Genomic DNA, 23,003 nt, shown 5'->3' on the forward strand with positions numbered 1-23,003 from the left:
TCAGCCCACGTGGGGTGCATCAAACAACTGGCGGTCGCGCGCTTCCCGGGCGAAGTCATCAAATTGACGGCGCAGGTACGGCATCAATTCCTGGACCAACTGTGCCGGGTCTTTCACATCGCCGTGCACCTGAAACACCGGGGCCGGGGCGAAGGTGAATTGCTGATCGACCTTCGGCCATTCGGGTGCCTTAGCCGCGGTGCTCGACATCAATGCCGCCGCCGTGACCGGAGCGACGGGGGCGTTGTCCATCGAGCGCACGACCGCGCCCACCCCTTGGCCGGCGGCCATGGGAAAGAGGCCGAGCGGTGCTTTGGGTACGATTGGCGTGTCCGGCCCACCAAACAACGCCTTGCCCATGGTCGCGCCCACGTCGCCGCCGCCCCACGCCCCGAGCCAGGCACCGATCATCCCGCCCACTGCGGTGCCCAGCAGCGGGATGACCGAACCGATGGCCGCTCCGGCCGCTGCACCGGCCAAACCACCGGCAAGCCCACCCACCGCCTCGCCGTAGCCTTCGGCCTTTTCATCGCGAGTGGTCGCGTTCTGGTAAGTCTCCAACACCTGAACGCCGGCACCGAGCGCCGCCAGCGCCCCACCCACTTTCATGCCACGGGACGGCCGACTTGCAGGGCCTTTGCCCTTTCCGCCCGTCCCTTCTTTGCCGTGATCCAGCCCGTCGTGATCGCCGTCATCCGCGTTGGTCACGAATACCCGCTGGACAATGTTGGACCGGTCACCGGCCGAACCACGGGCAATGTTCACCAGCCCCCGCCCGATCTTCAGCGCGGCCCAGGCCTTGCCCGCCAACAAGGCTCCGGCACTCAGCGCCGCCAGGCCCAGCACCACCTTGGGCGTTTCCTCGGACAAGGCGGTCAAGCCACGCGCTGCCGCGCCAATGCCGGTGGCCAACGCATCCGTCGCCGGCCGCAGGGCATCCCCGATCGCGCGCAGCGAATCGTTGAACGCCTGACCGGTTTCGGCCCAACGTTGCGACGAGCTCTCGCGACGTTCGTTCAGGTTTTTGTCGAGAATGTCCTTGCGCGGGCCGTCGGGGTCCGAAGCGCCTTTTTTCAGCTCCGCGTAGAATTTTTTGTTCTGGGTGTACGCCATCAGGGCCGTCTTGACCTGCATGTCGGCAAACAGATCGCCGGTACGCAAAGTGGCGGCCAGGGCATCGGCCATCGCTTGCGCCTTGGCCGGGTCCGTCTCCTGGCTGATCTGGGTCAGGCCCTGATCCAGCTGTTTGGCCTTTTTCGGATCGGTCTTTTCCACATACCGGCGCGCCAGTTCGAAGCTGGCCTCGAAGGTCGACAAGCCCTTGGCAATGGCGGCGTTCATCGAGCCCTGATAGTCAATCCCGGCATCGGCGTAACCTTTGACGGTTTCCCCTGAACCGATTTTCGCAATCCAGTTTTTCAGGTTGTTCGCCGCCTCATCAGCGCTGCCGGCGCTCTTGATCTGCACCTGCAACATGGCGCCCAACTGGGTCACCGCCTCCTGACCGGTGATGCCGCTGCTGGCCATCTGCGCCAACAACTCCGGAAACCACTTGGCCATGTCGGCCGCCTCGAAGCTGCCTTGCTGGCCCAGCAGGGCAACTGACGCCAGGGCCTGTTCCATTTTTTTGGGGTCGGTGATCTTGGCGTTGTTCTGCATCGCCAGAATCATTTTCGCCGTGTCGGTGCCCGACGCGCCCTGCCCGACCGCAAACTTGGCGGCCACCGGGGCGTACTTCAGCGCTTCGGTCAACACCATGCCGCCACCGACCAATTGATTCACCAGGTCGGCCACCTGGGTGTTGGCCATGCCAGTATCTTTTGAGGTCTGCACGATGTCGCGGGCGGTGTCCATTTCCTGCTGGGTGTTGGCGGTGCCGGACTTGATTGCGATGTCGCGAATGATCGCCTGAAAATCCGCGCTGACCTTGGTCGGTACCGCGGCCAGCGTGGTACCGGCCACCGCCGTACCAAATCCGCTGCGCAGGCTCTCCCGCCCCTCTTCGATTTGCCCCATGCCTTTGGCTTTGAACTCGGCACTGCGCACCACCTTGCCCAGCGCCAGGTACTCCTGACGCAGGCGTCCGACTTCGACACCCTGCTTGCGCAAGCTGTTGGTGTTGGTTTCCAGCTTTCTGAGCAAGGCGTCAGCATTGGCCGCGCCACTGTCGTGGGCTTTTTTCCATTCATCGCGCAGACGCATGGTTTCGCCGATGACTTTCTGCAAACCTTTGGCGCGGGTGGTTTGCGCCTCAAGCTTTTTCATTTCGCCGCTGACATTCTTGAAGGCAGCGCCCAGGGAGGAATCGACGGCGCCGCCAATCACCAGCCCGAGCGAGAGTTTGTTCGCCATGCAGGGTACCTATATGCAACGGGGGTGGGCTCAGTCCGTGAGCCACCAGACCATCTCGGAAAACGACAGGCTCTGAATCTCGGCCGCCGAAAAATTCAGCTCGACGGCCAAGCGTTTGGCCAGGGCCTTTTGCAGCCGGGGGTTAAACCCCGTCGTCTGCTCCCAGACGAAAATAGGCGGTCTGCAAACGACGGTAATCACGCATCAGCAGCCCCTCCAGATCGCCGCGGCCAATGCTCGCCAGGCTGCAGAACAAGACCATCTCCTGCTCTTCTTCGTTGGTACCGCCCTGCAAGGTGGCAGCGCGCATTTCGCGCACCGTCGGTTCGCGCAAGGTCAGTTTGTCGACCTGAATGCCGTTGGCCTGGCTCGGCCGGGACAGGGCCACGGTGGCAATGCCATCGCCCAGTTGCAGCCACTTGGGCAGGACTTTGTCTTTCACGTTGCTCATGGTGTGGCTCCTTACATGCCCAGGGCAGACCGCACAGCGGCCAATTGGTCGACGCCGTCAATGACGCGAATTGAGTTGAGCGGGTCGATTTCAAACATCACGCTGCCGTCGATTTCCAGCTTGTAATAGGTCACCGCGACGGCGTACTTGAACTCGCCTTTTTCACCCGGTTTCCAGTCCCCCGGATCGACTTCCTTGAGGCTGCCACGCAGGGTGGCGACCACCGACTTGACCGAACCTTTCTGGCCCTTGAAGGCGCCCCGGAACGAGGCGTTGAACCCGGTCAGGTCGGCCTGGCCGAAGAACTTCAGCACCTCGCGGCGCACGCCGTTGGTGATGAAGCTGGCTTCGAGCTTTTCGGTGCCCATGTCGATCTCGACCGGCGCGTCCATGCCGCCGGCGCGGTACTCGTCGGTCTTGAGGGTCAACTTGGGCAGGGTCAAGCTCGGCACGTCGCCTTGCAGGCTGATGCCGTCCACGAACAGGTTGGTGTTGTAGAGCACTTCCGGAATCATAAAGCGGCCTCCTTAGGCAGCGGTGTCCAGCACTTCAGTGATCCACTGATCGGTCACCTCCACGCGAAAGTTCGGGTTTTCGGCCGGCGGCACATCGGTGAAACGAATGTTCCAGTACACCTTGCCGTCGCTGAGTTCGCTGGAGGTGTTCAGCTCTTCGTCGGCATAGACCTCGAAGTTGATGATCGCGCCCTGATTCTTCAGGTCGCGCATGAACGCCTGCAGGCCTTCGGTCACGTCCTTGACGTAGGTCGCGGTGATCGAGCGGTCCACGGCCCACTTGTGCGCGTAGAGGATCGCGTCCATGACGATGTCCAGCGTGCGCACCCGGGTGACGAACTTCCATTTCGAGTCGCTGGACAGCGTGCGGTTACCCCACAAGCGATACCCATCGTCCCGAATGATCGTGGTGATGTTCGCGTTGTTCAGCAGGTTGGCCCGGCAGGACGCATCGCCGTCGAGAAACTCGATCGGCCGCGTGGTGCCGGTGACGCCGACAAACTCCTTGTTCGACGGCGAGGCCCAGAAACCGTAGGTGGCATCGGTCCAGGCAAACAGGCCAGCGGTCCAAGCCGAGGCCGGTGCATTGACCGTGGCACTGGTCCCGGTGTCCCAGAATTGCACGCCAGGGTCGACCATGTAGGCGTGTTTGCTGCCGAAATTTTCGGCATAGGTGATCGCGGCTTCGTCGGTGGTGTTCGGCCCGTCGAGGATGGCCATCGCCCGCATCTTGTCGCCCAGCGCCACCAGCTCGGTGGCGACCGCCAGCGTCGCCGAGTACCCCGGAGTCACCAACAACCGTGGCTGGGCGTTGAACTTGCTTTTACCGTTGAGCAACGCCTGCATGCCGGTACGGCTGCCGTCAGCCCAAACCCCGCCGATGATCGCGGACAGCTGCTCGGCCGGGTCGTCCAGCAGCGGCACCCCGACGGCGACAATCACCGCCTTGGACCGCTTGAAAATGGCCTTGCAGTCCTGGGTGATCGCGGCGTCCGGGCCCCAGGCCGCCACCGCTTCGCTTTCGCGGGTGATCAGCAGCAATTCGTTGGCCGCCGCGGTCGCCGGCGGCGCCACGGTGAAGGTGTTGCACAGGCCGATGATCGACGCGGACGGGGTGGCGATATGCCGGGCGCCGGTGTCCACCAGGGTCACGGTGACGCCGTGAAAAAAACTCATAGAGTGATGCTCCAGAAACGAAAGAGCCCCGCGCGAGCGAGGCTGTGAGTGACGTGACGCGTAACGGAAAAGAAAACGCCCCGGCAATGCGGGGCGTCAGGACGCGGTGTTGCTCGATCCGTCCGGCTTTAGCGGCCGTTTATCACTGACCGGAAAGTCCGACGATCCTGGCCAGGCCCGCAGCTCGTTGCGATAGGTGCGCCAAGCCTGCTCCGTGTTGAGCGCGGCTGGGTCAGCATCCAGATGCTTGTCGATCTCTCTGCCCGCCCAATGCAGTTCATTTTCGATCCATGACCGTTCTCGCTGGCTTTGAATCGCCAGATCGCGCGCGGCATCGAGCACCCAAACGAAACCATCCCAGAGATAGGCCGCACTTGGTCGCGGCAAATTCGTCAGCTCGGCCGGCAGTTCGCCAGGCATCGAATGCGTCACCTCGGCACCATCGGTGGTGCGGTAAGCCACGCCTCGGTAGTCGGGCACCACCAACCACCTGCCATCCCTCCAGACCACCACCTCCCCGTCCCCGGCTTCGGGCGGTTCTTCCAACGTGGCGCCCGCTGGCAGACCGCAGCCACAGCTGACATAGGTTTCGTGTTGGCCGAGGTATTCCGTGGTGGTTTCACTGAACGTGTACACCTCGATCCAACCGCCCTCTTCAAAAAAACCATTCACTAAATTCGGCATCAGTACATCCTGCAAATGTAGTTGTACGCCACGTTACGCATACGGGTTTCCGTACTCACACGGACGACGGCTGAAGGATTGAAAACGACTGAGCGGTAACCCGTTGTAGTGACTTGCGGTGCAGCCGGCGTAATGGCCGTGCTGTGGTTACCACCCGTAAATACGCCAGTCGCGGTGTTCACCAGTAACGCCGAGTCGTCGTCTTGCAGGACGAGCTCGCCCGTCATGTTTTGCAGCGTGTCGAGCTGAGCGCTCAACACGGGGCGTCCCGAATCGGGGTCAACGCCACGTCCGCCATCCAGACCACGAATCGACTCACCGCGCAGATCTGGCAGGATGCCGCTGGGATACACGGCCAGCAATGCTGGGTACCACTCGACATTGAACGGCTGCCCCGTCATCACGACGCAGTTTTCTGGCGGCATAGCGGTTGGCCATGGAAACGGCACGCCGACAGGGACGGCAAATATGGAAGCAGGATCAAAATTGCTTTCGGTCCAGATCTTCCCGAAGTCGGATGCATCAACCTGTAAACCCACATCGCTCGAGGCGGGTCGATAACCAATGTAGACCTTGTTCGACGCCTGACCCGCACCACCGCCTTGCTGCACGGGAGTGAAACCCAGTGCCGCCTGGTACGCAGCAGGGTCAAAGTTACTAGTGTCCCAACCCGTTACCCACGCACTGAATACGAATCCCTCTGGGCTCCGAACACCGCCACGAGTAAGCGTTGTACCGGTGTTATAGCCGATGATTTGTTGCCAGAGGGTGTCTTGACTGACCGCAACCAGCATGGGGGAGAATTGACCGCCCTCTGGAACGTTCGGGCCGGGGTTCACCCGGTAAATGCCCGCGGTGGTGACTGTGTCTAAATCGGTGCCTTCGGGAAGGACAATCCCCCCCTGGCCCCAGCCATAAGCACCCGTGAGCAATACACGGCCTGGTGTGTCATCTTGGGGAGAGGTTTGTTTAACCAGATCGGTTGAGTCCCAGGTGCTTTCCCATTCGCTCCAAACACCGGCAGTCAAGGCCCGGCGGTGTAGGGTGTGGTCGGCATTCCCATAAATCTCCTGAAAGGCGTATTGACCTGGTGTAATCGCCGAAACGCGAACCCAACCCTCAAAGGGCGCGCCACCTGGCCCTCCCGCGCCATTGCTGACGAAATAGAGGGCCGTCACCGCATTCAGGCTACCGATATCAACATCACTGACCGCATAGGCAGCCCCACCCCAGCCGAACGCTCCGACCTTCATCAGCGCATCAGGCGTTTCATCGTGAAGATGGACCTGCACAACAGCGGTCGCGGCGGTGCCCAGCCCGAGGTTATTCCGAGCCTCGACCACATCCGCAACATCGCCCAAGTTTTCACTCACCGCAAGGGCATCGGTGATGCCGTAGCCGGCCAGGGTGGTCGGGTTGGTACCGGCGACTACACGCCCAAGGGCATCGACGGTGACACTACGAAAGGTGCCTACGCCTACCCCACTGCCGCCGGCGATCATTTCAAACTGCAAACTGGTGGTGCCCAGCTCAATCGGCGCATCCGTGACCAACTGCCAGAGGCTGTCGCCGTTGGTCGTGCCCTGCTCGACGTGGATAAACAACCCCGGTGTCACTTCCAGGCTGTTGTCGGCATCGGCGGCCCGTGTCCAGCTTTCGGCGCTGACGACATACAGGCCATTGTCCTGGGCTTCTGTCTGAGCGGTCACCAGCACCCGGTCACCGACGACCACGGCCACGTCATCGATGGTCTGCACATTGCTCAGGGCAATGGCGACGGTGGCCGCCACCCGCGCTGACTGTTTGTGGTCCAGTTTGGCCAGCTCCTCCTGGATCTTGAGGTCCACGTATTCACGCGTGGCCAGCACCACGGCCGGATCGATCTTCAGCACGATGTTCGCCGAGCTGCTGACGATGAAATTCATCCGCACCACTTGGGTCTTGCCACTGCCCTGGTCCAACAACGGTTTATAGCTCGGCGCGCAGTTGGCCACCGCCACCAGGTCGCCGTCGACATCGTACAGGCCGATCTCGCGAATCCATTCACCGCCGACTTCGGGAGGAATGATCTGCTCGGTGATGACGGTGTTGGGGTTGGCCGGATCGACGCGGATCTGGTTGATCGGCGCCCGGCGCCATTCGTTGATCAACTGGGTTTGCAGGCGGTCGGGAATCGGGTCGGTGCCGTTGGCATCACCCAGGCCCATCTCGCTAAACATCCAGTCCAGGCCCATGGCGATGGCATTGGCGTGTTTGGCTTCACCGACCGCCGTGAGAATGGCAAAAAACTGACTGGTTTTATCAATCATAGGGATAAACGTCCAAAGTATCGGTTTCATCGACGCACAGCGCCGGGCCAAAGGTGCCGGTCACGTCGATGTCTTTCGGAGCTGGGGGGTACACGTCGATCTCTTCGCCCTCTTGCACGCACACGGCAATGCCCAACACCCCCTCGGTCTGCAGGCTAAGCGCCAGATTGGTCATGTGCCGGCTGACCGGACGCGCGTCGTCGATCAACCACGCCAGTTCCTCGTACAGTTCCTCGGTGATGCCGGCGTCATTCAGGCCGACCTCCAGGGCGAAGGTGCCGGGCTCGCCTTCCGGCACGGTGTCGAACCATTCCACGACGTCGATCAGGTAGCCCAAGGGCTCGACCACCCGACGCAATGCACCGATGGTGCCTTTGCGCGCGTGCACGTCGTACGCCGAACGGATCGCCGTGCGCTTGGCCTCTTGGGTCCAGTTGTTGTTCCAGCGGTCCACCGACCAAGCCCAGGCGAGGTACGGCATCAAATGCTCGGGACAGGTGTCGGCGTTGTACAAACTGCGCAGCGGAATCAGCGTTTTTTCGTAATTGGCCGCCTCCACGGCCAGTTCCAGCGGCGTGCTGTTGAGCGGTAACTGGCTGCTCATGTCAGGCCCCCAGCGTCACGCTATAACCCGTGCAATACGCCGCCTCGGCCTTGCTCGGTTTGAGGTCGGTCCAGCCCAGCAGCTCAACCCGGGCGATGCCGGGAACGTGCAACTGCGCATCGACGCCCGAGCGCGCCACCTCCAAACCCAGGCGACGGCGCGGGTTGATCCACTCGCTCAGACGTTTCTGGCTTTCGGCCAGATAGGCTTCGTTCTCCGGGCCGGGTGCCTGCGGATACAGCACCGCTTCAATACGGTAGTCGATGACCATGGCGCTCTGCACCGTGAGCCGGTCGGTCACCGGTCGCACGTCCTCGTCATTGAGTTGCAGTCGGACCTCCTCCAGCAGTTCAGGCGAGGCGGCGCCGCTGCCGTCGAGGCTGAGCACGGTGACCACCACCACGGCGGGCGACGGGCTTTCCGCCGTGGCATCGGCCACCAGGCCCGAGGCGTTGCGTGCATGCAGGATGTAGCTGTTGCGCGGCCCCGCCGTGGTCAGTCCCTCATACGACAGCTGCACCCGCTCGCGCAGGGCATCGTCCTCTTCGAGCACCTGCGGCGTCGGCGGCACCGTGCTTGGATCTCCGGCCTGAATCACCAGGCGCTGCAGGTTGACGTTGGCGGCCAGGTGATCGAGGTCGGCCCGCTCGGCATGGGCCAACAGCAAGGCCTTGCCCGCGTCGTTGACCCGCGCCCGGTTCTGCAAGGCGCCATAAGCGGCCTGTTCGATCAGCTTGAGCACCGGGTCGCTTTCCAGCTCCGCGCTCCAGTTGTCGCCCATGCTCAGACGGAAGGCTTCCAGCTTCTCCTGGTAGACCGCTTCAAAGTCGAGGTCCTCCAGCACTTGCGGCGGCGGCAGTGCCGCCAATTCCATGGTCATGCGGACACCTCCAAGGTCACGTCGCTGCCCAGGTACTGCCCAGTCAGCTCAAATGTGATACGTCCGTCGAGGATGGCCACCGCGCGCACCCGGCCCAGCTTCAGGCGCGGCTCCCAACGCCCCAGCGTGCTGGCCACCTCCGCCTGCACGGCACTTTTCCAGCCGTCATTGACCGGCAGGTCGACAAAGCGCCGCAGCTTGCTGCCGTACTCCGGGCGCATGCGTCGGCTGCCCAGCGGCGTGGACAAAATGTCCTCGATGGACTGGCGCAGGTGATCGAGGCCGGAAATGAGCTGGCCGGTGCGGCGGTCCAGTCCGATCATCCCGATCATGGGATCAGTCCTCGACCGCGACAAAGTCCTTACGGCCGCGCAAATACTCAAGCGCGACCGTATCATCCGAGGCCACCGCGACCTGGCCCTTTTCGACTTTCAAGGTGCGCTCGGCGTCCAGCAGAATCAGCACCCGCGAGGTGTACAGCGTGTCGCGAAAGAAGCTCAGCGTGGCCGGCGCGGGCGCTTCGGTGGCGGCCGAGACTTCCTTGGTTTTACTCGTCATGGTTTTTCTCCAGGCATGAAAAAGCCCACGCGCGGTGGGCTGAAGGTGAATGTTCACTCAATGCGAGTGGTTGCTGCTGTTGCCTTCGGCGTCCATGATCGTGCCGGCGCCGGTGATGTCGCCGGATACACTCAGCGCGCCGTCGATGCTTACCTCACCCGACAGCGTGATCTGGCTGGCCGTCACCCGGACTTGCTCCGGCGTCACTTCAAACTGCGAACCCCCGACCGTGATCGTCGCGCGGCTGCCATTGGGCAGATCGATGCTGTAGCTGCCGGCTTGCCAGTCGTAGACCAGCGAGCCGCCATCGTCGAAGTACCAGGCCTCGACGTGATCGCGGTTGTCCGGCGGCGCCCCGGCGTTGCCATACAGCCCCGGGATAAAGGTGCCCATGGCCGGATCACCGCTGGGGCTGAACAGCGCACCCTGCTCATTCATGCTCGGCGCGCGCCAATGACGGGCTTTGCCAGCGGCTAGGCTGTGCCAACGCACCCAGGCACTGACCCAAGTACCGGCCTTGACCCGCACCCGCCCGGCCATCAAATCGAGGCCGACTACCACGCAGGGCATCAGCATCGCCGCGATCATCCGGTCATGTTCGGCGCTGGCGTATCCCATGCCAGATCCTCCGGTTGAAAGTAGTGATCTTCATTGCCGGTACCGGTGCAGCCATCGACGTTCAGGTACAGCGTGCCCGGATGCTCGACAGGCCACAGCCACTCAACCTCGCCGAGGTAGATCTGCTGGGTCCACTCCACCGTCCACACGGTGTAGCCATCCAGTTCCGGTTTGGTCCAGTCCTGACGCGACGCCACAAACTGCGCCTGCTCGACGTTATCCAGCCCCCAGGTCTGCGCTCGCAATAGAACCGCAATTTGTGCCGCCAACTGGGCACCGAGTTGCTGATGACGGGCCAACTCGGGCGCGACAATGACCCGCGCTTCAAAGCGCTGGACCAGCACGGTTTCACCGGTGCCGATGTCGGGCCCGGGCTCAAACTCAACCGGCTCCAAAAATACCGCCGGCAACGCTATGCGGTCCTGAATGTCCGGACAGGTCGCCACAAACCGCACCGAGGGCAGTGCCTGGCGGATGTGGTCCTCGATGGCGGCGTACAACGCATCCAGCGAAAAGGCAGGATCAGACACGAGCGCTCCCCTTCAGGTATTTGTGCAGTTCAAAGTTCATCTCTTGTTTGAACACGACCAGTAGACGCTCGTCGGCCTTGTTGGCCCAGGTGTAAAACGGACCTTCAACGTCTTCGAGCGAAATCTTGGCCTTGGCCAGTGGAAAGCGATTGTCGTTTTCCGCGATCCAGCCTGAACTTGTGCCTCCACCGGCGGACGCGCTGCTGCCGGGATAGTCATCCGGGTTGAAATGTTTGCTGGAGGTGCGGATCCAGATGTCCGCCTTGTTGCCATACACGCGTTTGTAAAAGGCGCCCTGGTAGCGCCGCCCCGCCACCGAGACACCGGCCTTGCCCTGCCGGGGATTACCAATCCGGCTGGCCTCCATCGGGTTGGTGCCGAACCAGAGTTTGCCCAACTGCCCCTGGCCTTTGATGGGATAGCTGCGCAAGCGCTGGCGCACCGCGCGGACGGCAATCCGTTCCTGTTTGCTGACATCGCGCGCCATGTGCGTGGCCAACCAACCCAAGGTCTTGTTGATCGCCCGCCGTTGAGCTGCCGCGACCGCTTTGGGCATTACCTTGGCCAGCTGTTTAAAAGCCTGCATATCGTCTGCAGAAAACTGCAGCGAAACCGGCACGGCACTCATGCTTTTAACCTCAACGACAAGGCCACCAGACCATCACCCGCCGGCTCCAGATGAATCAGGGTGTACTCGCCACCACCGTCCAGCACGGGCAACTCGATCTGTACCGTCTGCGTTTTTTCAACGCCCACGGCATCGGCCACGCGAATGTGAAAACACGGTTCGCGTAAACCGGTGTTTAAACGGCCAACCTTGGGTTGCAGCCAAGGCGCCGAAAACATGCCCAGCACGCGCCGACCTTCAATGAAGCCAATATCGGCCAGGGTGTCGAACACCACGCTGTCGATCTCCGCGACCAGGTCTCGAAAGGCCATGGTCAGAGCGTCAGCAGGATCTGTGCCCGTGGACGCGTGCACAGGTGCAATGGGTTGGATTGGGCTTCACCGGCCATGCCCTTGTTGAACGGCAGTGGTTCCAGCTTGCTGTAATACGGCAGGCCTTGGGTGTTGGCCGTTTCCATGTAGTCCGCCGGGGCAAAACAGGAGATGTACAGCTCCGGCACGCCTTCGGGAATCAACAGGGCTGTATCGTCATGAATAAACGACACGCCAGCGATGCGCCCGCGGTAGCGCTCCCAGACGATGCCGCCCAGCTCGAAGCTGTCCCGCGCATCACCACGCAATTCCGCGGCCTGGATCGTATTGAGGTAGGTTTCCTCAACCGATTTGTGCGTGATCAGCTTGTTCCAGAAATTCTTGCCACAGAAGGCCCGCGCGCCCGAGCTGGTGACGCTGCCCAGTTCATCGTCCTGCATGTCCAGCGCTTCGGTGCACTTGACCCGGATCTTCGTCGCCGAGTCGTTCAGGCCCATGGACAAGCTTTGTTGCTCCACACCGAACGCCTGATAGATGTTCAGCAGGACCGTCGAGCCGTCCGCATCCAGCACCAGGCCGTTCAGTGCGCCCATGCGTTGAAATTCATGGGTGGCATCGAGCTGACGCTTGGCTTTGCTCAGGCGGGTGTTCACTACGCCCTGCACGGCCTGCAACTCGGTGGTCGTACCAAAGGCACGAATGCCCTGGATCTCGTCGGCCTTGATGGTGAAACGCTGCGGCAGGTGCACGGTGTTGAATGGAATCATCTGACGCTTGCTTGCACCCACGACCAGACCCGAGGTGCCGCGCTCACCCGCCGGCACCAGGGCCAGGGTGTTGCCGTCCTTTTCGATCTGCACGGTCAGGGTGCTGATGCCTTCCTCGCGAAACAGGCCCAGGCTGCTGATGCGGCCCGGCAAGTATTCCTGCTCATTGATCGCCGCGGTCAGCGAAGACACGGAAAAAACATCGTCGGTAAAAATGCCAATGTCGGCCATGAAGGGACTCTCCAGAAAAGCAAAACCCCGCACAAGGCGGGGTTGGGGTAAAAGGGGGCTGACTTAGCGGGCAATCACAAATTGAGCCGCCAAGGCGGCCTCCGCGTCAGCATCGAAACCGGTCAAATGTACCTCGCTGACCTCGGCCAGCCGTACCACGGCACTGGCGCGACGCTCTTCGGTCGATTCACCCAGCGGCCCGTAGAGGATGCAGGCCGCCACTTCGGTGCCATCAACGGCGGCAGGATCGTAGGGGGCAAACTCATTGGTCACCGTGACCAGCCCCAGCACCTGGCCGGCATTCAGTGCGGCACCGGCGGCCACCAGAATGGATTCACGAGAGATCTTCCCAGCCCCTTCAGAGAGCAGAAACTCGCCAGCGTGCAGCGTTTCGTACTTTACGGTCATGCTCGTGCTCCTTTTGCACTGTTGGATTGCCCCGCATGCGCGGCCTGACGGGCTGCCCAGATCGAAGACGGATTCGGTTGTTTCGCCAACACCTTTGGTGCAGGGTCATCGTCGAGGGGTACGCTATTGTCGATTTCGAAACCGTTGCCGCTGCTGACGATCTTGTCGAACAGCCGCGCGCGTACCGCGGGCTCATCCAGCCCCGCGGCCACATACTCGAGGCTAAGTTCTGGCAGTCGTGCCGCGACACACAGGTCATGCACCGCCTTGGCCCGGGTCAGCCCCGCCTGGACGATTTCTTCGCTTTCAAGCTGGGTCGAACTGAGCAATGGCGCGACCAGGTTGCTGATCCCCGCCTCCGCGCAACGTTGAGTGATCAACAACGCCAGCTTGGCCGAATCCATCACTGGCTTGGGTGGATCGTTTGGCGCCGGCTCCGGATCTGGCTCAGGCAACTCATCGAGCTGGGCCAGCAATTCAGCTGGGGTGTGCTGATAACGCTGCATCACCCCGCCCTGCCCCAGACACGCCTTGACCTGCACCCCGTCGCCCACCTCATCGGCCAGCCCCAGAGCCACTGCCTCACTGGCTGTCAGCCAAGTTTCGGCGGCCACCAAACCCCGTAACTCCACCTCATCGATGTCCGGTGCCTTGGCCTTGTAGGCCGCGATGATCGCCTCCATGGTTTGGTCGAGTACATCCGCCACCTTGCGAAAGCTCTCGGCGTCGCCAGCCGCATAGGTCCACGGGTTGTGGATCATCAACATCGCATTGGACGCAATCACCACCTTGTGGGCACCGCACACCGCGACACTGGCCGCACTCGCCGCCAATGCATCGACACGCGCCGTGCAACGTTCGCCCAGCCGCGACAAGGTGTTGTGCATGGCCAACCCGTCGAACAGGTCGCCGCCGATGCTGTTGAACGCCGCGATCACCGGCGACACGCCGTCGTCGACCGCGCGCAGATCCTGCATGAACTGACTGGCAGTAATGCCCCAGGTGCCGATTTCGCCATATACAAAAACTTCGATTACACGCTCGGTCGCTTCGCCGCTGGCGTGTACGGCGTACCAGCTTTTATCCTGCACCAGCACTTGCTGGCCGGCCTTGTTGTAAATGCGCGGCGGCGTTTTCTTGCTCATGTCTGCTCCTTGTCGTCGAACGCCTGGAGCAGTTCGACGAGCGTGCTGTAATTAAGACCTTTACCCCGAGCGCGCTCGGCATCGGCGGCGTTTTCTTCGTCCACCGTTTCGGCGTCATAACCGGTGCGCAGGACCATTTCGCTACGCGAGGCAAAGCCGGCGTTCACTTCCATCGTGCGTGACTGAACATCCTGAACCGGATGGATATACGCCCAGCCTTGTGGCACCCAGCGTGTACGCAGGTACTCACGGCGGCGTTGGGCGTAGTCCGGCAACAGCACGGCGCCACTGAGCACGGCCATATCCATCCACGCGGCCCGCACTGGGCGACATAACTGGTGCACATACACACCAAATTGCAGCTGCTCAAGTCGACGCCGGAACTCGGTGAGCACCACCCGTAACGCACGGTCGTTCACTTCGCGCATGTCGCCAGTGAGGATCTCGTACGGCATTCCGGCGCCGGCCGCCGCTGCCATCAATTGCTGACGCATGAAATCCGGGTAGTTGTTGCCGGCATCTGGCGGCGAGGAAAACTCGACCTCCTCGCCCGGCAACAACTCCTGCATGGTCCCGGGCTCCAATGCCACCATCGGTGTGAAGCCATCCGAAGCGAGGTTCAGTGGCGCTCCGGTCACTGGGTCGACCGGGGTCTGGATGTCATCCGGTGATGGCTTCTTGATGAAGCCGGCGAACAGGTTGGCCACCTCTTGGCGGAACAACACCGCATCGTCGTAGTTGTCCAGGCTGCGCAGGCGCTTGAGCACCGGCGATAAACGCGGCAGACCACGCAGCTGACCCGGTTCGACCGGCTCAAAAATGTGCAGCACCTGGCTGGCCGGTACGCGCACCAGCTGGTTGTAGCCACTGTTCAACGACGCAACATCGCCGGGATGCGAGCGATACATCCAGTACGCCACCCGGCGACTGTCCGGGCTGAACTCAATGCCGGCACGAATGACGTTGCCGTTACGGACCATTTCGGACTTGTCGTGTGGCACAAACTCCGGCGCCAGCACCTGGAGTTGCAGCGGCACCACCAGCCCCTCTTCGAGGCTGCGCGGGCGCAGGCGGACAAAACATTCGCCAGCCGTTTCCACCGTCCGGGCAATCAACGCCTGCTGTCCGTAGAAGTCGGTCAGGCCATCGGCGTCGGACTCTTCGGTCCAGTCGGCCCAGAGTTCCTGCAGCAGATGCCGAAGCTCGTCATCCTGGGTTTTCGGCCGCGGCGTGATGCCGGTGCCGATCAGGTTGCTGACCCGCTTGTCGATAATGTTGAAGGCGTACGGGTCGTTGCGCACTGCTGCGCGGGAACGCGAGCGGAGATTTCGTAACGCCGGAATGGCAATACTGTTGAAGCCGGCGTCGGGCGCATCCCAGCTAGCGGAACGGCGCCCTTCGGCCGCACCTTCATAGCTGGCCTTGATGTTCGACGGAATCAAGAATCCGCTGCGGCCCAAGGTGGGAAAGTGACGAGCCATTACAGTCCCTTGCCTCCATGGTAAAGCCGCACGATGCGCGAACGAGGTCCGGCCGCCGCGATCAACGAGCTACGAATTTCGTCGCGTGCTCTGAGCAATTCGTCGATGTCGCGGTACTCGACGTTGCGATCGGCGTAGCGCACGATTTTCTCGCCGCGCGCAATTGCCTTCTCGACCGCATCGAGTTGCTGCTGGGTAAAGGCCATGGGGATCGCTCTAAAGAAAAAAGACAACGTGGAGGACAATGCCGCGATTTCATTCAGCGTCTTTTTTTGAGGTAGCCGCTGCTGGAGCTTCGACGCTGTGGCGGCCGTGCAATCGGCAGCGGTGCTATTACCGGCTTAGCAGGTGGTGGCACGGGGTCCGCCGGTTGCTGCGGAGATGACACCGGAGCGCGGACGCGTTCGACTACAATAGCTTTTTCACCCGGAGGCACCGCCTGCATCAGGGCGCTTCTCACCCGTTCCCAGTCGTGTTCCTTGTAGCGATTCAGGCCCAGGTAATGCGCCATCGCCAGGCTGTACACCATCAAGTCGAGGGCTTCGTTGCGCTCCGCCTTGCCCTTGACCCATTCGATTTTTTTGTAGCCTTTGATGTACCGAGTCACCTTGCGCTCAGCGACGCACTGGGCGAAGAAATCATCCGGCAGGTCGTTGGCAAAGTGCAGCGCGCCGGGACCGTCCTCCACCGGATAGCGGTTGTAAATCCAGTCCTTGGCCGTGTCGGTACCGATGAACCACAGCTCGACACCTTTGCGCTCGGTCAAGCCTTTCCAGGTGACATCCATCATCGATGGCCGCTGCGCAATCACCGGCCGACCGGACTTGCTCGCGCCCTTGACGGCGAAGATGTTGCGCCAGCGCCGCAGCCGGCAGAACTGGTACACCTCGTCGGTGTGGTTGCCACCGGAGTCGATGCCGGCCGCGCGAATCGTTAATTCCGCACCACACGGGTGCGGATAACGCGCCTTGAGTTTGTCATCGAGCACTGACCAGGTGCGTTCATCGGAAGGGTCGCCCCAGATCACCTGATAGTCGATGATCCAGCGCTCCATACCGGCGCCCCAGCCCACCACCATGAACTCCAGCCGGTTAGCTTGAACATCGACCGAGGCCGTGAGCATCAGCACGGCGAACGGCATCGAACCCAAACCATAGGTTTCCAGGCGGGCCCGAGCCATCAGCACATCCGCTTTGGTCTGCTCTTGGGCGCTGTCCCAGACCTTGGCCAGACGGGTGTTGTAGAACACCTGCATGGGTTCCAGATCGCCGCGGGACATGGCGGTCTTGGCCTTCTCGAACTGCTTGGCCAGCGCGGCCCAACCAGTCCAGCCGGGCGGCGAGTACAACGCATTGAGATTGAAGCCGACGGTTTCACCATCGCCCTGGGCATGGGCGCGCCACTCGCCCTTGGCCAACATCTCACCCTTGTGATGTTCTTCGATCAGCACGTCACAGTCAGGCCCGGCGCACTCATAGTGCGCCCGTTGGCAATCTGTCGAGTAATGCAGGCGTTCCCATTCCAGGACTTGCATGTGCCCGCAATTCGGGCACGGCACGTAGTAAAAACGCTGGTCGCTGGTCTCGAACAAATCGGCAATGCGCGAGGCGCCCCGGATCGTCGGCGAGCTGGAAAAGTAAAACTTGGCGTTACGGCCAAACGTACTGCCCCGGGTTTCAGCCAGCTCAATCGGGTCGCCCTCCTCGCCCACGTCCACCACCCAGCGATCCACCTCATCACCGTAGATGTACCGGGCCGACAACTCCGACAGGTTCGCCGCTGAGCCCGCGGTGGTGACATACAACGAACCACCTTCGAACTCTTTGGTGTCCATGGTGTTGCGCGCATCCCGCGAACGGTTCGCCGCCACTCGTTCGCGCAGCACTGGGGTGGCCTTGATGGTCTTGCCGATGCGCGACGAGACTCGTTTGGCCAACCCTAGGCTGGGCAGCAGCGTGAGAATGTTGGACGGCGCCATATGGATCAGGCCGCCAATCCAGTTCAAAGCGATCTGGGTTTTCATCAACTGCGAGGCCACCATGGTGACCACGCGCTTGCACGGATGGGCTGGTGACAAACAACGCATGGGCTCGCGGGCATACGGCGTACGCGCCGTGCGGTACTGCCCGGGTTCGGCGGCCCCGGCATCCCGCGGGATGCGCATGAACTCGTCAGCCCACTGATCGATCCAGACATCCGGCTCTGGCCGAAGCCCGCGGAAATACGCCTCCCGGTACACCGCTGCACCGTCGGGCATTTCCGCTGACATGGATTAGCTCGCTGCAGTCAAAGAATGGATGAGGTCTGTCGAGGACATCCGTTCGGCATCGTCCAACACCCGGCGCAAGGCGGCAGTGAGATGCTTCTCGATTTGCCAGTGATCACTCATGGCGGCCAATTCGGGGGCCAACTGTGGCGGCATACCCAGCAACAGATCCCGTAACATCCGCCCGGTCGTGTACGCCGCCGTTTTAACGGCCTCCAACTCGACATGGGCGCCACGATTCTTGTGAAACTCGCTCTCGGTCAGGCGTGACTCATAAAACTCGCGATAGGCGCGCGACTCCTGAAAGTCCGGGATGCCCTCGCCGGCCAATGGCGCCTGGTGCGAAAGAACGGCTGAAGGCTCGTATTCGATCTGGGGGCCCGGGGTATTGCCTTCCGGCCTGCGCTGTATCCGCTCGCGCTCATGTCGCGCCGCCACATTGGCTTTGCTCGGATCCGCAGTGCTGAACAGGAGTCGGTCCGTGGCCTCGACATCCACCATGCCGTCCGCCAGCAGAACCAAACGACCGCTCTTGGCCAACTTCGACACATAGGGTTTCGACCAGCCTTGGCGAGCGGCGAACTCCGCTTTGGTGAGTGCTGTCATGTCGATGCCTTACGGTTAACCCGGCGGGGCCGAGAGTTAACCGAGTAAATTAGTCGGTTAACTCCTAGGTTAACCACCTCAAGGCCAGGGCCTGCCTGGCTTTCAGCCAAATTCATGACCGTTTTTTAATCGCTTAGTTAACTCTTGGTTAACTGCCTTAGTTAACCGGGCTGAAAGCCACGGCCCGCCTGACTTTCAGCCGACTCGACAGTTGGCTGAGTTAACCAGCTTAATTCGTTAGTTAACCGCCCTGTAAGCCACAGCCCATAAGGCTTTCAGCTAAGTTAACCGAGGGAGTTAACCAGTTAACTAACTCTGGAGGGGTGCCGCTAACGCGTTTGCGCGAGTCTTATGCCCCGTGTTCCTTGGAAGTTGCCAGGGTCCCCGGTGAGTTTGGAAACCCTGATCCTGCACTGATTGAAGATCGCGTTTGAAACGGAGGCAGTGGAGATTACGGGTGTGATGCTCATGCCGGTAACGCTGCAATCTGACGGGCAATCTCGTCATGGATCAGTTTGGCTGACCAGGTATGCGCGATGAGGTCGGTGCCAGCTTCCAACAGCGCGGCGTCACCCTCAGCGGGAATGGCCGGCTTGTCGCTCAGATCGTTGTAACTGCCGGAGAAGTCCGAAGTCCCACCGCCGATAGCCGTACGAGCGGCGGCAGCGTCGACACTCACCAGCACGGCCTTGCCGACATCCGAAGCGTCCGAGATGTTTTCAGAGGAGATGTCGCCTGGCGTGCCAGATGCATTGTTCGTTCCCTTCACCACAGCCTGAAGCACTTGAAAGCCTTCAGTGATGGAGACAGGGCTACCGTAGGGCTGCCAGCCATCGGCAATGGCCTGTGCCAGCTTGGCCGTCAGCTCCTCGGGGGTGTTGGCGACGACGGTTTCGTATTGGGTGTAGGCCATTCTCTAAACTCACGATTGAATGATTGAGCGGCGAGCGGCTGACAGGCAGGCGAATCACCACAGTGGATGTGGCCCCTGACGGCGTAGGCCAGCAGAAGCACAAGAGGCAGCACCCAAGGGCAGCGCTTCACGGCGCCGAATCCGATTTTGGAAACTTGAAGTCTGCGAACCGATCAGCCAGATCGGCGATCTTCTTCACGCCAAGAAATCCGATGAACACACCCGCAGCCGTGGCGAAGTTCTGCGGGAGACCGAAGTACTCCAGTAGCGGAATCAAGCCAATTGTGATCAGCGTGCAAAGCGAAGCTTCAAGCAGCGCCTGTCTTCGCGTGCCGCCGCCATAAATGATCCGTAACGCACCGACCACGAATGACAATGCTCCGGCGTAAATCGTCGGCGCATGCTGTCCCAGCCACGCGAGAACGAGCAGCCATGTGTCTGGTTTATCGGCCATGTTTGTCATCCGGACTTCTCCCTTTCGGGTAGCGCAATAGATCGGCTCCAGCAGCACTTCCCAGCTCGAAGCGATGGGCGTGACGGAGCCAAAAACGAAAAAGCCCTGCTCGATGGCAGGGCTTATAAATGGGCACAAAAATCCCGACTCAATGGTCGGGTTCTTGAAGGGCGTCTCGCTGCGTTCACAGCAACACACGCTGCTATAAAAGCAGGTCTATTCCGCGCGGAAAAGGCTTTTTTGCATTAAACGCAAAATTGGCTCCAACTTGACGTTGCATCCGCATTGACCATCTGATGCATTGAGTCGTCCATCCATCTTCAGCCACGATGGGAAGAAAACTATGCACTCCAGCCCTGCGCGACAGGCGGCAATAGACCCTATGCCGCTCAGTCATAGTCGCTGTTTTTCGGACTATAGAAAATTACAAGCAATGGTTGCTCATTTCGTAGCTGCTGAATGCCCGTTCTAGCCGGGTGCTGCCATTGATAAGTAGCTGCCTGAAGGCTTGCGAACGCACACATCACCTGGAGCAGGTTGCATAAATAGAGCTGAGGGCTATTCCCACCGTAGCATCGTTAAGCCATTATGTGGCCACATGCGGGCAGGAACCGAGCGAAACGGATCACCCAGATATTGTTCATGTTTAATAAGCAATAGTGGAGATTGGCATGCATACAAAATACATTGCACCCAATCCATTGCAAATAAATATGAATGCTAGGTTATATCTTTAGCATTCACCAGCCAGCCATCACTAAGGAAGAACCCGTGGCACCAATTATAGAATACTTCTCAATAACAAAACTGCATGGATACAAAAACGTTAGGCTCGAGTTTGACGAGCTATATAAAATCATGCTATCAGAGAATGGCGAAGGAAAAACAACCATTCTAAAAATAATCGATGCAACTTTAACTGGAAACATTAGGAAGCTCCGCGAAATAAGTTTTGGCGGCATTGAGATAAAATTTTCGAGTGCGGCAACTCCTATTTCCATCATGAAAACAGAGCTGGAGTATGATTGGGAGTCAAAGGCATATAAACATATATCTGGACGGGTCTCGAGCGAAGAGCTTTCAAAGATTATAGACGTAGTGATGGCGGATAGTAAATTTGAGACCGTCCGCAGAAAAATTGGCCAGCTCTTTGAGCCACACACATCATTAACAGATTCCAAGTCAACTCGTATAGATTCAAGGTATCCTTTCAGCTCCATGGCAATTAAAGACCTTTTCGATGAAAAAGAGTCGCTCTTGCTGGACCTAAGAAAGATGGAGTTCTTTCAACAGATTGAAGAAAACTTTAAACTTAAAACGCTCTATTTGCCAACATATCGAAGGGTTGAAGATTTATTATCCTCTTTGAATATAGATAAGGAAAAACAAGGACAGGATTATATTCAGTTTGGACTGACGGACGTCGAAGAAAAATTAGAGTCTATAAAAAAAGAAATTCTGACCTCGTCCAATGATTCAATGTCCAGAATAAATAGCGAAATTCTAACTCGGCTTGTCAACGGCTTAACGGTCAATGATGAGGATAGGTCCATAATTACAAGCAACTCCGACTCTATTGAGTTGGTGCTTAATAGATTTGGGAGATCTCTAACGCCATCGGACAAGTCGAAGATAATCTCATTAGTCAAAAACAAGGCTGAAGTGGCAAAGAAGAAAAACGACACACTCGTTTACTTTCTTTCCAAGATGTATAGCGCTTTCTTCGAGCAACGGGAGAAGGATAAAGCTTTGACTAGGTTCTCTGAAATATGCACGAAGTATTTCAAGAACAAAACCATGAAGTATGATGCCACGTCTATTAGCGTGGTTATCACATGTCCTGACAGCGATCTACCAATTAAATTTGGAGATCTTTCGTCAGGTGAAAAGCAAATTGTCTCTCTATTCTCAAAACTGATTTTAGAAAGAGATAATCAGTACTTTATTTTGTTTGACGAGCCAGAACTGTCATTGTCGGTAGAATGGCAGAAATTGCTAATCAAAGATGTGATAAGTTGTGATAGCTGCTCAATGCTACTTGCTATGACTCATAGCCCATTCATATTCTCAGGCTTAACACAGTATACATCAGACCTCCAATCTTATTTTTTCAAGGAGTTAGATTGATGGGCTCGCGTGTAGATACTTTGCTGGAGAGTCTAGATGATACAGAGGTTTTCTTTTTAGAATACTCTCGGATTCGTTCGCATGGGAAGGCGATTTTCATTATCGAAGGGAAGGATGACCCTAAGTTTTATACATCAAAAATCTCAAGCATACTTGGCGACCTTTGGGATGCTGTTTCCGTAGGGGGCAAATCCAAAGCTCTTGAATTAAGAGTATCAATTAGAAATCACCCTTCCTACAAAACAGATAAAGTTTTCTTTCTCGTGGACAGGGATTTTGACACCAGAGTACTAGACTCGGATATTTATACCACACCATCGTACTCCATTGAAAACCTATATTGCGACCCAACTACAATTAGGAATCTTATAGTCGGCGAGTGCGGCTTGAGTAACTATAAGATTCAGCAGCGCTTAGCCATAATAGGTTTTGTTGTACAGGAATATGAAAGATTGCGAGCAGCTTTCCACAAAAACAAAAAACTAATTATTACAAATTCAGTTTTCCTCTACGTTAGAAAAGAGATGCATGAAAGGAAGATATGCCTTGATAAGCTTTTAAAAATAGACGTAAAAATAGCAGACGAAAATCTAACAATTAAACTTTCCCGAAAAAGCGAATATAAAGCTGTAAGGCTTACAGAAAAGACAAAATTTAAAGAATTTTTAATTCAAAGCTCTCAACTTAAAGAGACTCTCGGCAGTCCTGGAATGCTATTTAGAGGAAAGCAAGAAATTTTGTTTCTCAGAGAGTTCATTAAACTCTTAAAAGAGGACAGCTCTCTTTCAAAAAAAGTCTTCAACCAGTTCGGCCATAAGCTAAAGCTGGAAAACCCATCAATGGCCGACCATGTGCTTTCCTCCCTGGCGCAATATGTACACACCCCAGACTGTCTTATTGACTTTCTCGGGCGAAGTAAGGAAATTACCTTCTCTTAAGTTTGGTGCAGAGTTTTTTACGATCGCATCATTACCTAACTCGCGGGCATT

At 58.8% G+C, this 23,003-nt stretch carries 25 protein-coding genes; 2 read left to right on the forward strand and 23 right to left on the reverse strand.

Going from position 1 to position 23,003, the window contains the following annotated elements; all coding sequences use genetic code 11:
* The 23 genes from KW838_RS01050 to KW838_RS01160 all read right to left on the reverse strand — a co-directional run bounded on the left by KW838_RS01050 (nucleotide 1) and on the right by KW838_RS01160 (nucleotide 19,896).
* Nucleotides 1–2,352 (reverse strand): phage tail tape measure protein, encoded by a 2,352-nt coding sequence (locus tag KW838_RS01050; RefSeq protein ID WP_218500057.1) that lies wholly within the window; start codon nucleotides 2,350–2,352, stop codon nucleotides 1–3.
* Nucleotides 2,353–2,494: 142 nt separating this feature from the next.
* Nucleotides 2,495–2,803, reverse strand: a complete 309-nt coding sequence (locus tag KW838_RS01055; protein WP_218500058.1) for a phage tail assembly protein — start codon at nucleotides 2,801–2,803, stop codon at nucleotides 2,495–2,497.
* Nucleotides 2,804–2,814: 11 nt separating this feature from the next.
* Entirely contained in the window at nucleotides 2,815–3,318 is a 504-nt protein-coding gene (locus tag KW838_RS01060) for a phage major tail tube protein (RefSeq protein WP_218478702.1), read from the reverse strand.
* 12 nt (nucleotides 3,319–3,330) lie between these two features.
* Entirely contained in the window at nucleotides 3,331–4,494 is a 1,164-nt protein-coding gene (locus KW838_RS01065) for a phage tail sheath family protein (protein ID WP_218478704.1), read from the reverse strand.
* A gap of 96 nt (nucleotides 4,495–4,590) precedes the next feature.
* Nucleotides 4,591–5,178 (reverse strand): hypothetical protein, encoded by a 588-nt coding sequence (locus KW838_RS01070; protein ID WP_218478706.1) that lies wholly within the window; start codon nucleotides 5,176–5,178, stop codon nucleotides 4,591–4,593.
* Entirely contained in the window at nucleotides 5,178–7,487 is a 2,310-nt protein-coding gene (locus KW838_RS01075) for a phage tail protein (protein WP_218500059.1), read from the reverse strand. The genes KW838_RS01070 and KW838_RS01075 overlap by 1 nt, the downstream gene beginning before the upstream one ends.
* Complete coding sequence (locus KW838_RS01080) at nucleotides 7,480–8,091, reverse strand: phage tail protein I (RefSeq protein WP_218500060.1); 612 nt, start codon at nucleotides 8,089–8,091, stop codon at nucleotides 7,480–7,482. The genes KW838_RS01075 and KW838_RS01080 overlap by 8 nt, the downstream gene beginning before the upstream one ends.
* 1 nt (nucleotide 8,092) lies before the next feature.
* Entirely contained in the window at nucleotides 8,093–8,971 is an 879-nt protein-coding gene (locus KW838_RS01085; RefSeq protein ID WP_218478712.1) for a baseplate J/gp47 family protein, read from the reverse strand.
* Nucleotides 8,968–9,294 (reverse strand): GPW/gp25 family protein, encoded by a 327-nt coding sequence (locus KW838_RS01090; RefSeq protein ID WP_043302559.1) that lies wholly within the window; start codon nucleotides 9,292–9,294, stop codon nucleotides 8,968–8,970. Before KW838_RS01090 ends, KW838_RS01085 begins: the two co-directional genes overlap by 4 nt.
* 13 nt (nucleotides 9,295–9,307) lie before the next feature.
* Complete coding sequence (locus KW838_RS01095) at nucleotides 9,308–9,529, reverse strand: hypothetical protein (protein WP_218479001.1); 222 nt, start codon at nucleotides 9,527–9,529, stop codon at nucleotides 9,308–9,310.
* A gap of 57 nt (nucleotides 9,530–9,586) precedes the next feature.
* Nucleotides 9,587–10,147 (reverse strand): phage baseplate assembly protein V, encoded by a 561-nt coding sequence (locus KW838_RS01100; protein WP_218500061.1) that lies wholly within the window; start codon nucleotides 10,145–10,147, stop codon nucleotides 9,587–9,589.
* Nucleotides 10,114–10,677, reverse strand: coding sequence for a hypothetical protein (locus KW838_RS01105; RefSeq protein ID WP_218500062.1), 564 nt, complete (start codon nucleotides 10,675–10,677; stop codon nucleotides 10,114–10,116). The genes KW838_RS01100 and KW838_RS01105 overlap by 34 nt, the downstream gene beginning before the upstream one ends.
* A complete protein-coding gene (locus KW838_RS01110) occupies nucleotides 10,670–11,305 on the reverse strand; it encodes a phage tail protein (protein ID WP_218500063.1) in 636 nt (211 codons plus the stop codon). Before KW838_RS01110 ends, KW838_RS01105 begins: the two co-directional genes overlap by 8 nt.
* Nucleotides 11,302–11,616, reverse strand: coding sequence for a hypothetical protein (locus tag KW838_RS01115; RefSeq protein WP_218500064.1), 315 nt, complete (start codon nucleotides 11,614–11,616; stop codon nucleotides 11,302–11,304). The genes KW838_RS01110 and KW838_RS01115 overlap by 4 nt, the downstream gene beginning before the upstream one ends.
* A 2-nt stretch (nucleotides 11,617–11,618) precedes the next feature.
* Nucleotides 11,619–12,614 (reverse strand): major capsid protein, encoded by a 996-nt coding sequence (locus KW838_RS01120; protein WP_218500065.1) that lies wholly within the window; start codon nucleotides 12,612–12,614, stop codon nucleotides 11,619–11,621.
* Nucleotides 12,615–12,677: 63 nt separating this feature from the next.
* A complete protein-coding gene (locus KW838_RS01125; protein WP_218500066.1) occupies nucleotides 12,678–13,022 on the reverse strand; it encodes a head decoration protein in 345 nt (114 codons plus the stop codon).
* A complete protein-coding gene (locus tag KW838_RS01130; protein ID WP_218500067.1) occupies nucleotides 13,019–14,167 on the reverse strand; it encodes a head maturation protease, ClpP-related in 1,149 nt (382 codons plus the stop codon). Before KW838_RS01130 ends, KW838_RS01125 begins: the two co-directional genes overlap by 4 nt.
* Nucleotides 14,164–15,648: a phage portal protein gene (locus KW838_RS01135; RefSeq protein ID WP_218500068.1), complete on the reverse strand. Its 1,485-nt coding sequence runs from the start codon at nucleotides 15,646–15,648 to the stop codon at nucleotides 14,164–14,166. Before KW838_RS01135 ends, KW838_RS01130 begins: the two co-directional genes overlap by 4 nt.
* Nucleotides 15,648–15,854: a phage head-tail joining protein gene (locus tag KW838_RS01140; RefSeq protein WP_027923826.1), complete on the reverse strand. Its 207-nt coding sequence runs from the start codon at nucleotides 15,852–15,854 to the stop codon at nucleotides 15,648–15,650. The genes KW838_RS01135 and KW838_RS01140 overlap by 1 nt, the downstream gene beginning before the upstream one ends.
* A gap of 53 nt (nucleotides 15,855–15,907) precedes the next feature.
* Nucleotides 15,908–17,917, reverse strand: a complete 2,010-nt coding sequence (locus KW838_RS01145; protein WP_218500069.1) for a phage terminase large subunit family protein — start codon at nucleotides 17,915–17,917, stop codon at nucleotides 15,908–15,910.
* A 3-nt stretch (nucleotides 17,918–17,920) separates the two neighbouring features.
* Entirely contained in the window at nucleotides 17,921–18,520 is a 600-nt protein-coding gene (locus KW838_RS01150) for a terminase small subunit (protein WP_218478731.1), read from the reverse strand.
* A gap of 466 nt (nucleotides 18,521–18,986) precedes the next feature.
* Nucleotides 18,987–19,433: a DUF1737 domain-containing protein gene (locus tag KW838_RS01155; RefSeq protein ID WP_218500070.1), complete on the reverse strand. Its 447-nt coding sequence runs from the start codon at nucleotides 19,431–19,433 to the stop codon at nucleotides 18,987–18,989.
* A 127-nt stretch (nucleotides 19,434–19,560) separates the two neighbouring features.
* Nucleotides 19,561–19,896, reverse strand: a complete 336-nt coding sequence (locus KW838_RS01160) for a phage holin, lambda family (RefSeq protein WP_218500071.1) — start codon at nucleotides 19,894–19,896, stop codon at nucleotides 19,561–19,563.
* A gap of 762 nt (nucleotides 19,897–20,658) precedes the next feature.
* Between KW838_RS01160 and KW838_RS01165 the strand changes: the two genes are divergently transcribed.
* Both KW838_RS01165 and KW838_RS01170 read left to right on the forward strand, forming a co-directional pair.
* Nucleotides 20,659–22,014, forward strand: coding sequence for an AAA family ATPase (locus KW838_RS01165; RefSeq protein ID WP_218500072.1), 1,356 nt, complete (start codon nucleotides 20,659–20,661; stop codon nucleotides 22,012–22,014).
* Entirely contained in the window at nucleotides 22,014–22,952 is a 939-nt protein-coding gene (locus tag KW838_RS01170; RefSeq protein ID WP_218500073.1) for a DUF4435 domain-containing protein, read from the forward strand. The genes KW838_RS01165 and KW838_RS01170 overlap by 1 nt, the downstream gene beginning before the upstream one ends.
* Nucleotides 22,953–23,003: the final 51 nt, after the last annotated feature.

It is taken from the genome of Pseudomonas sp. PDM27, from assembly GCF_019219205.1.
Taxonomy (GTDB): Bacteria; Pseudomonadota; Gammaproteobacteria; order Pseudomonadales; family Pseudomonadaceae; genus Aquipseudomonas; species Aquipseudomonas laurylsulfatiphila.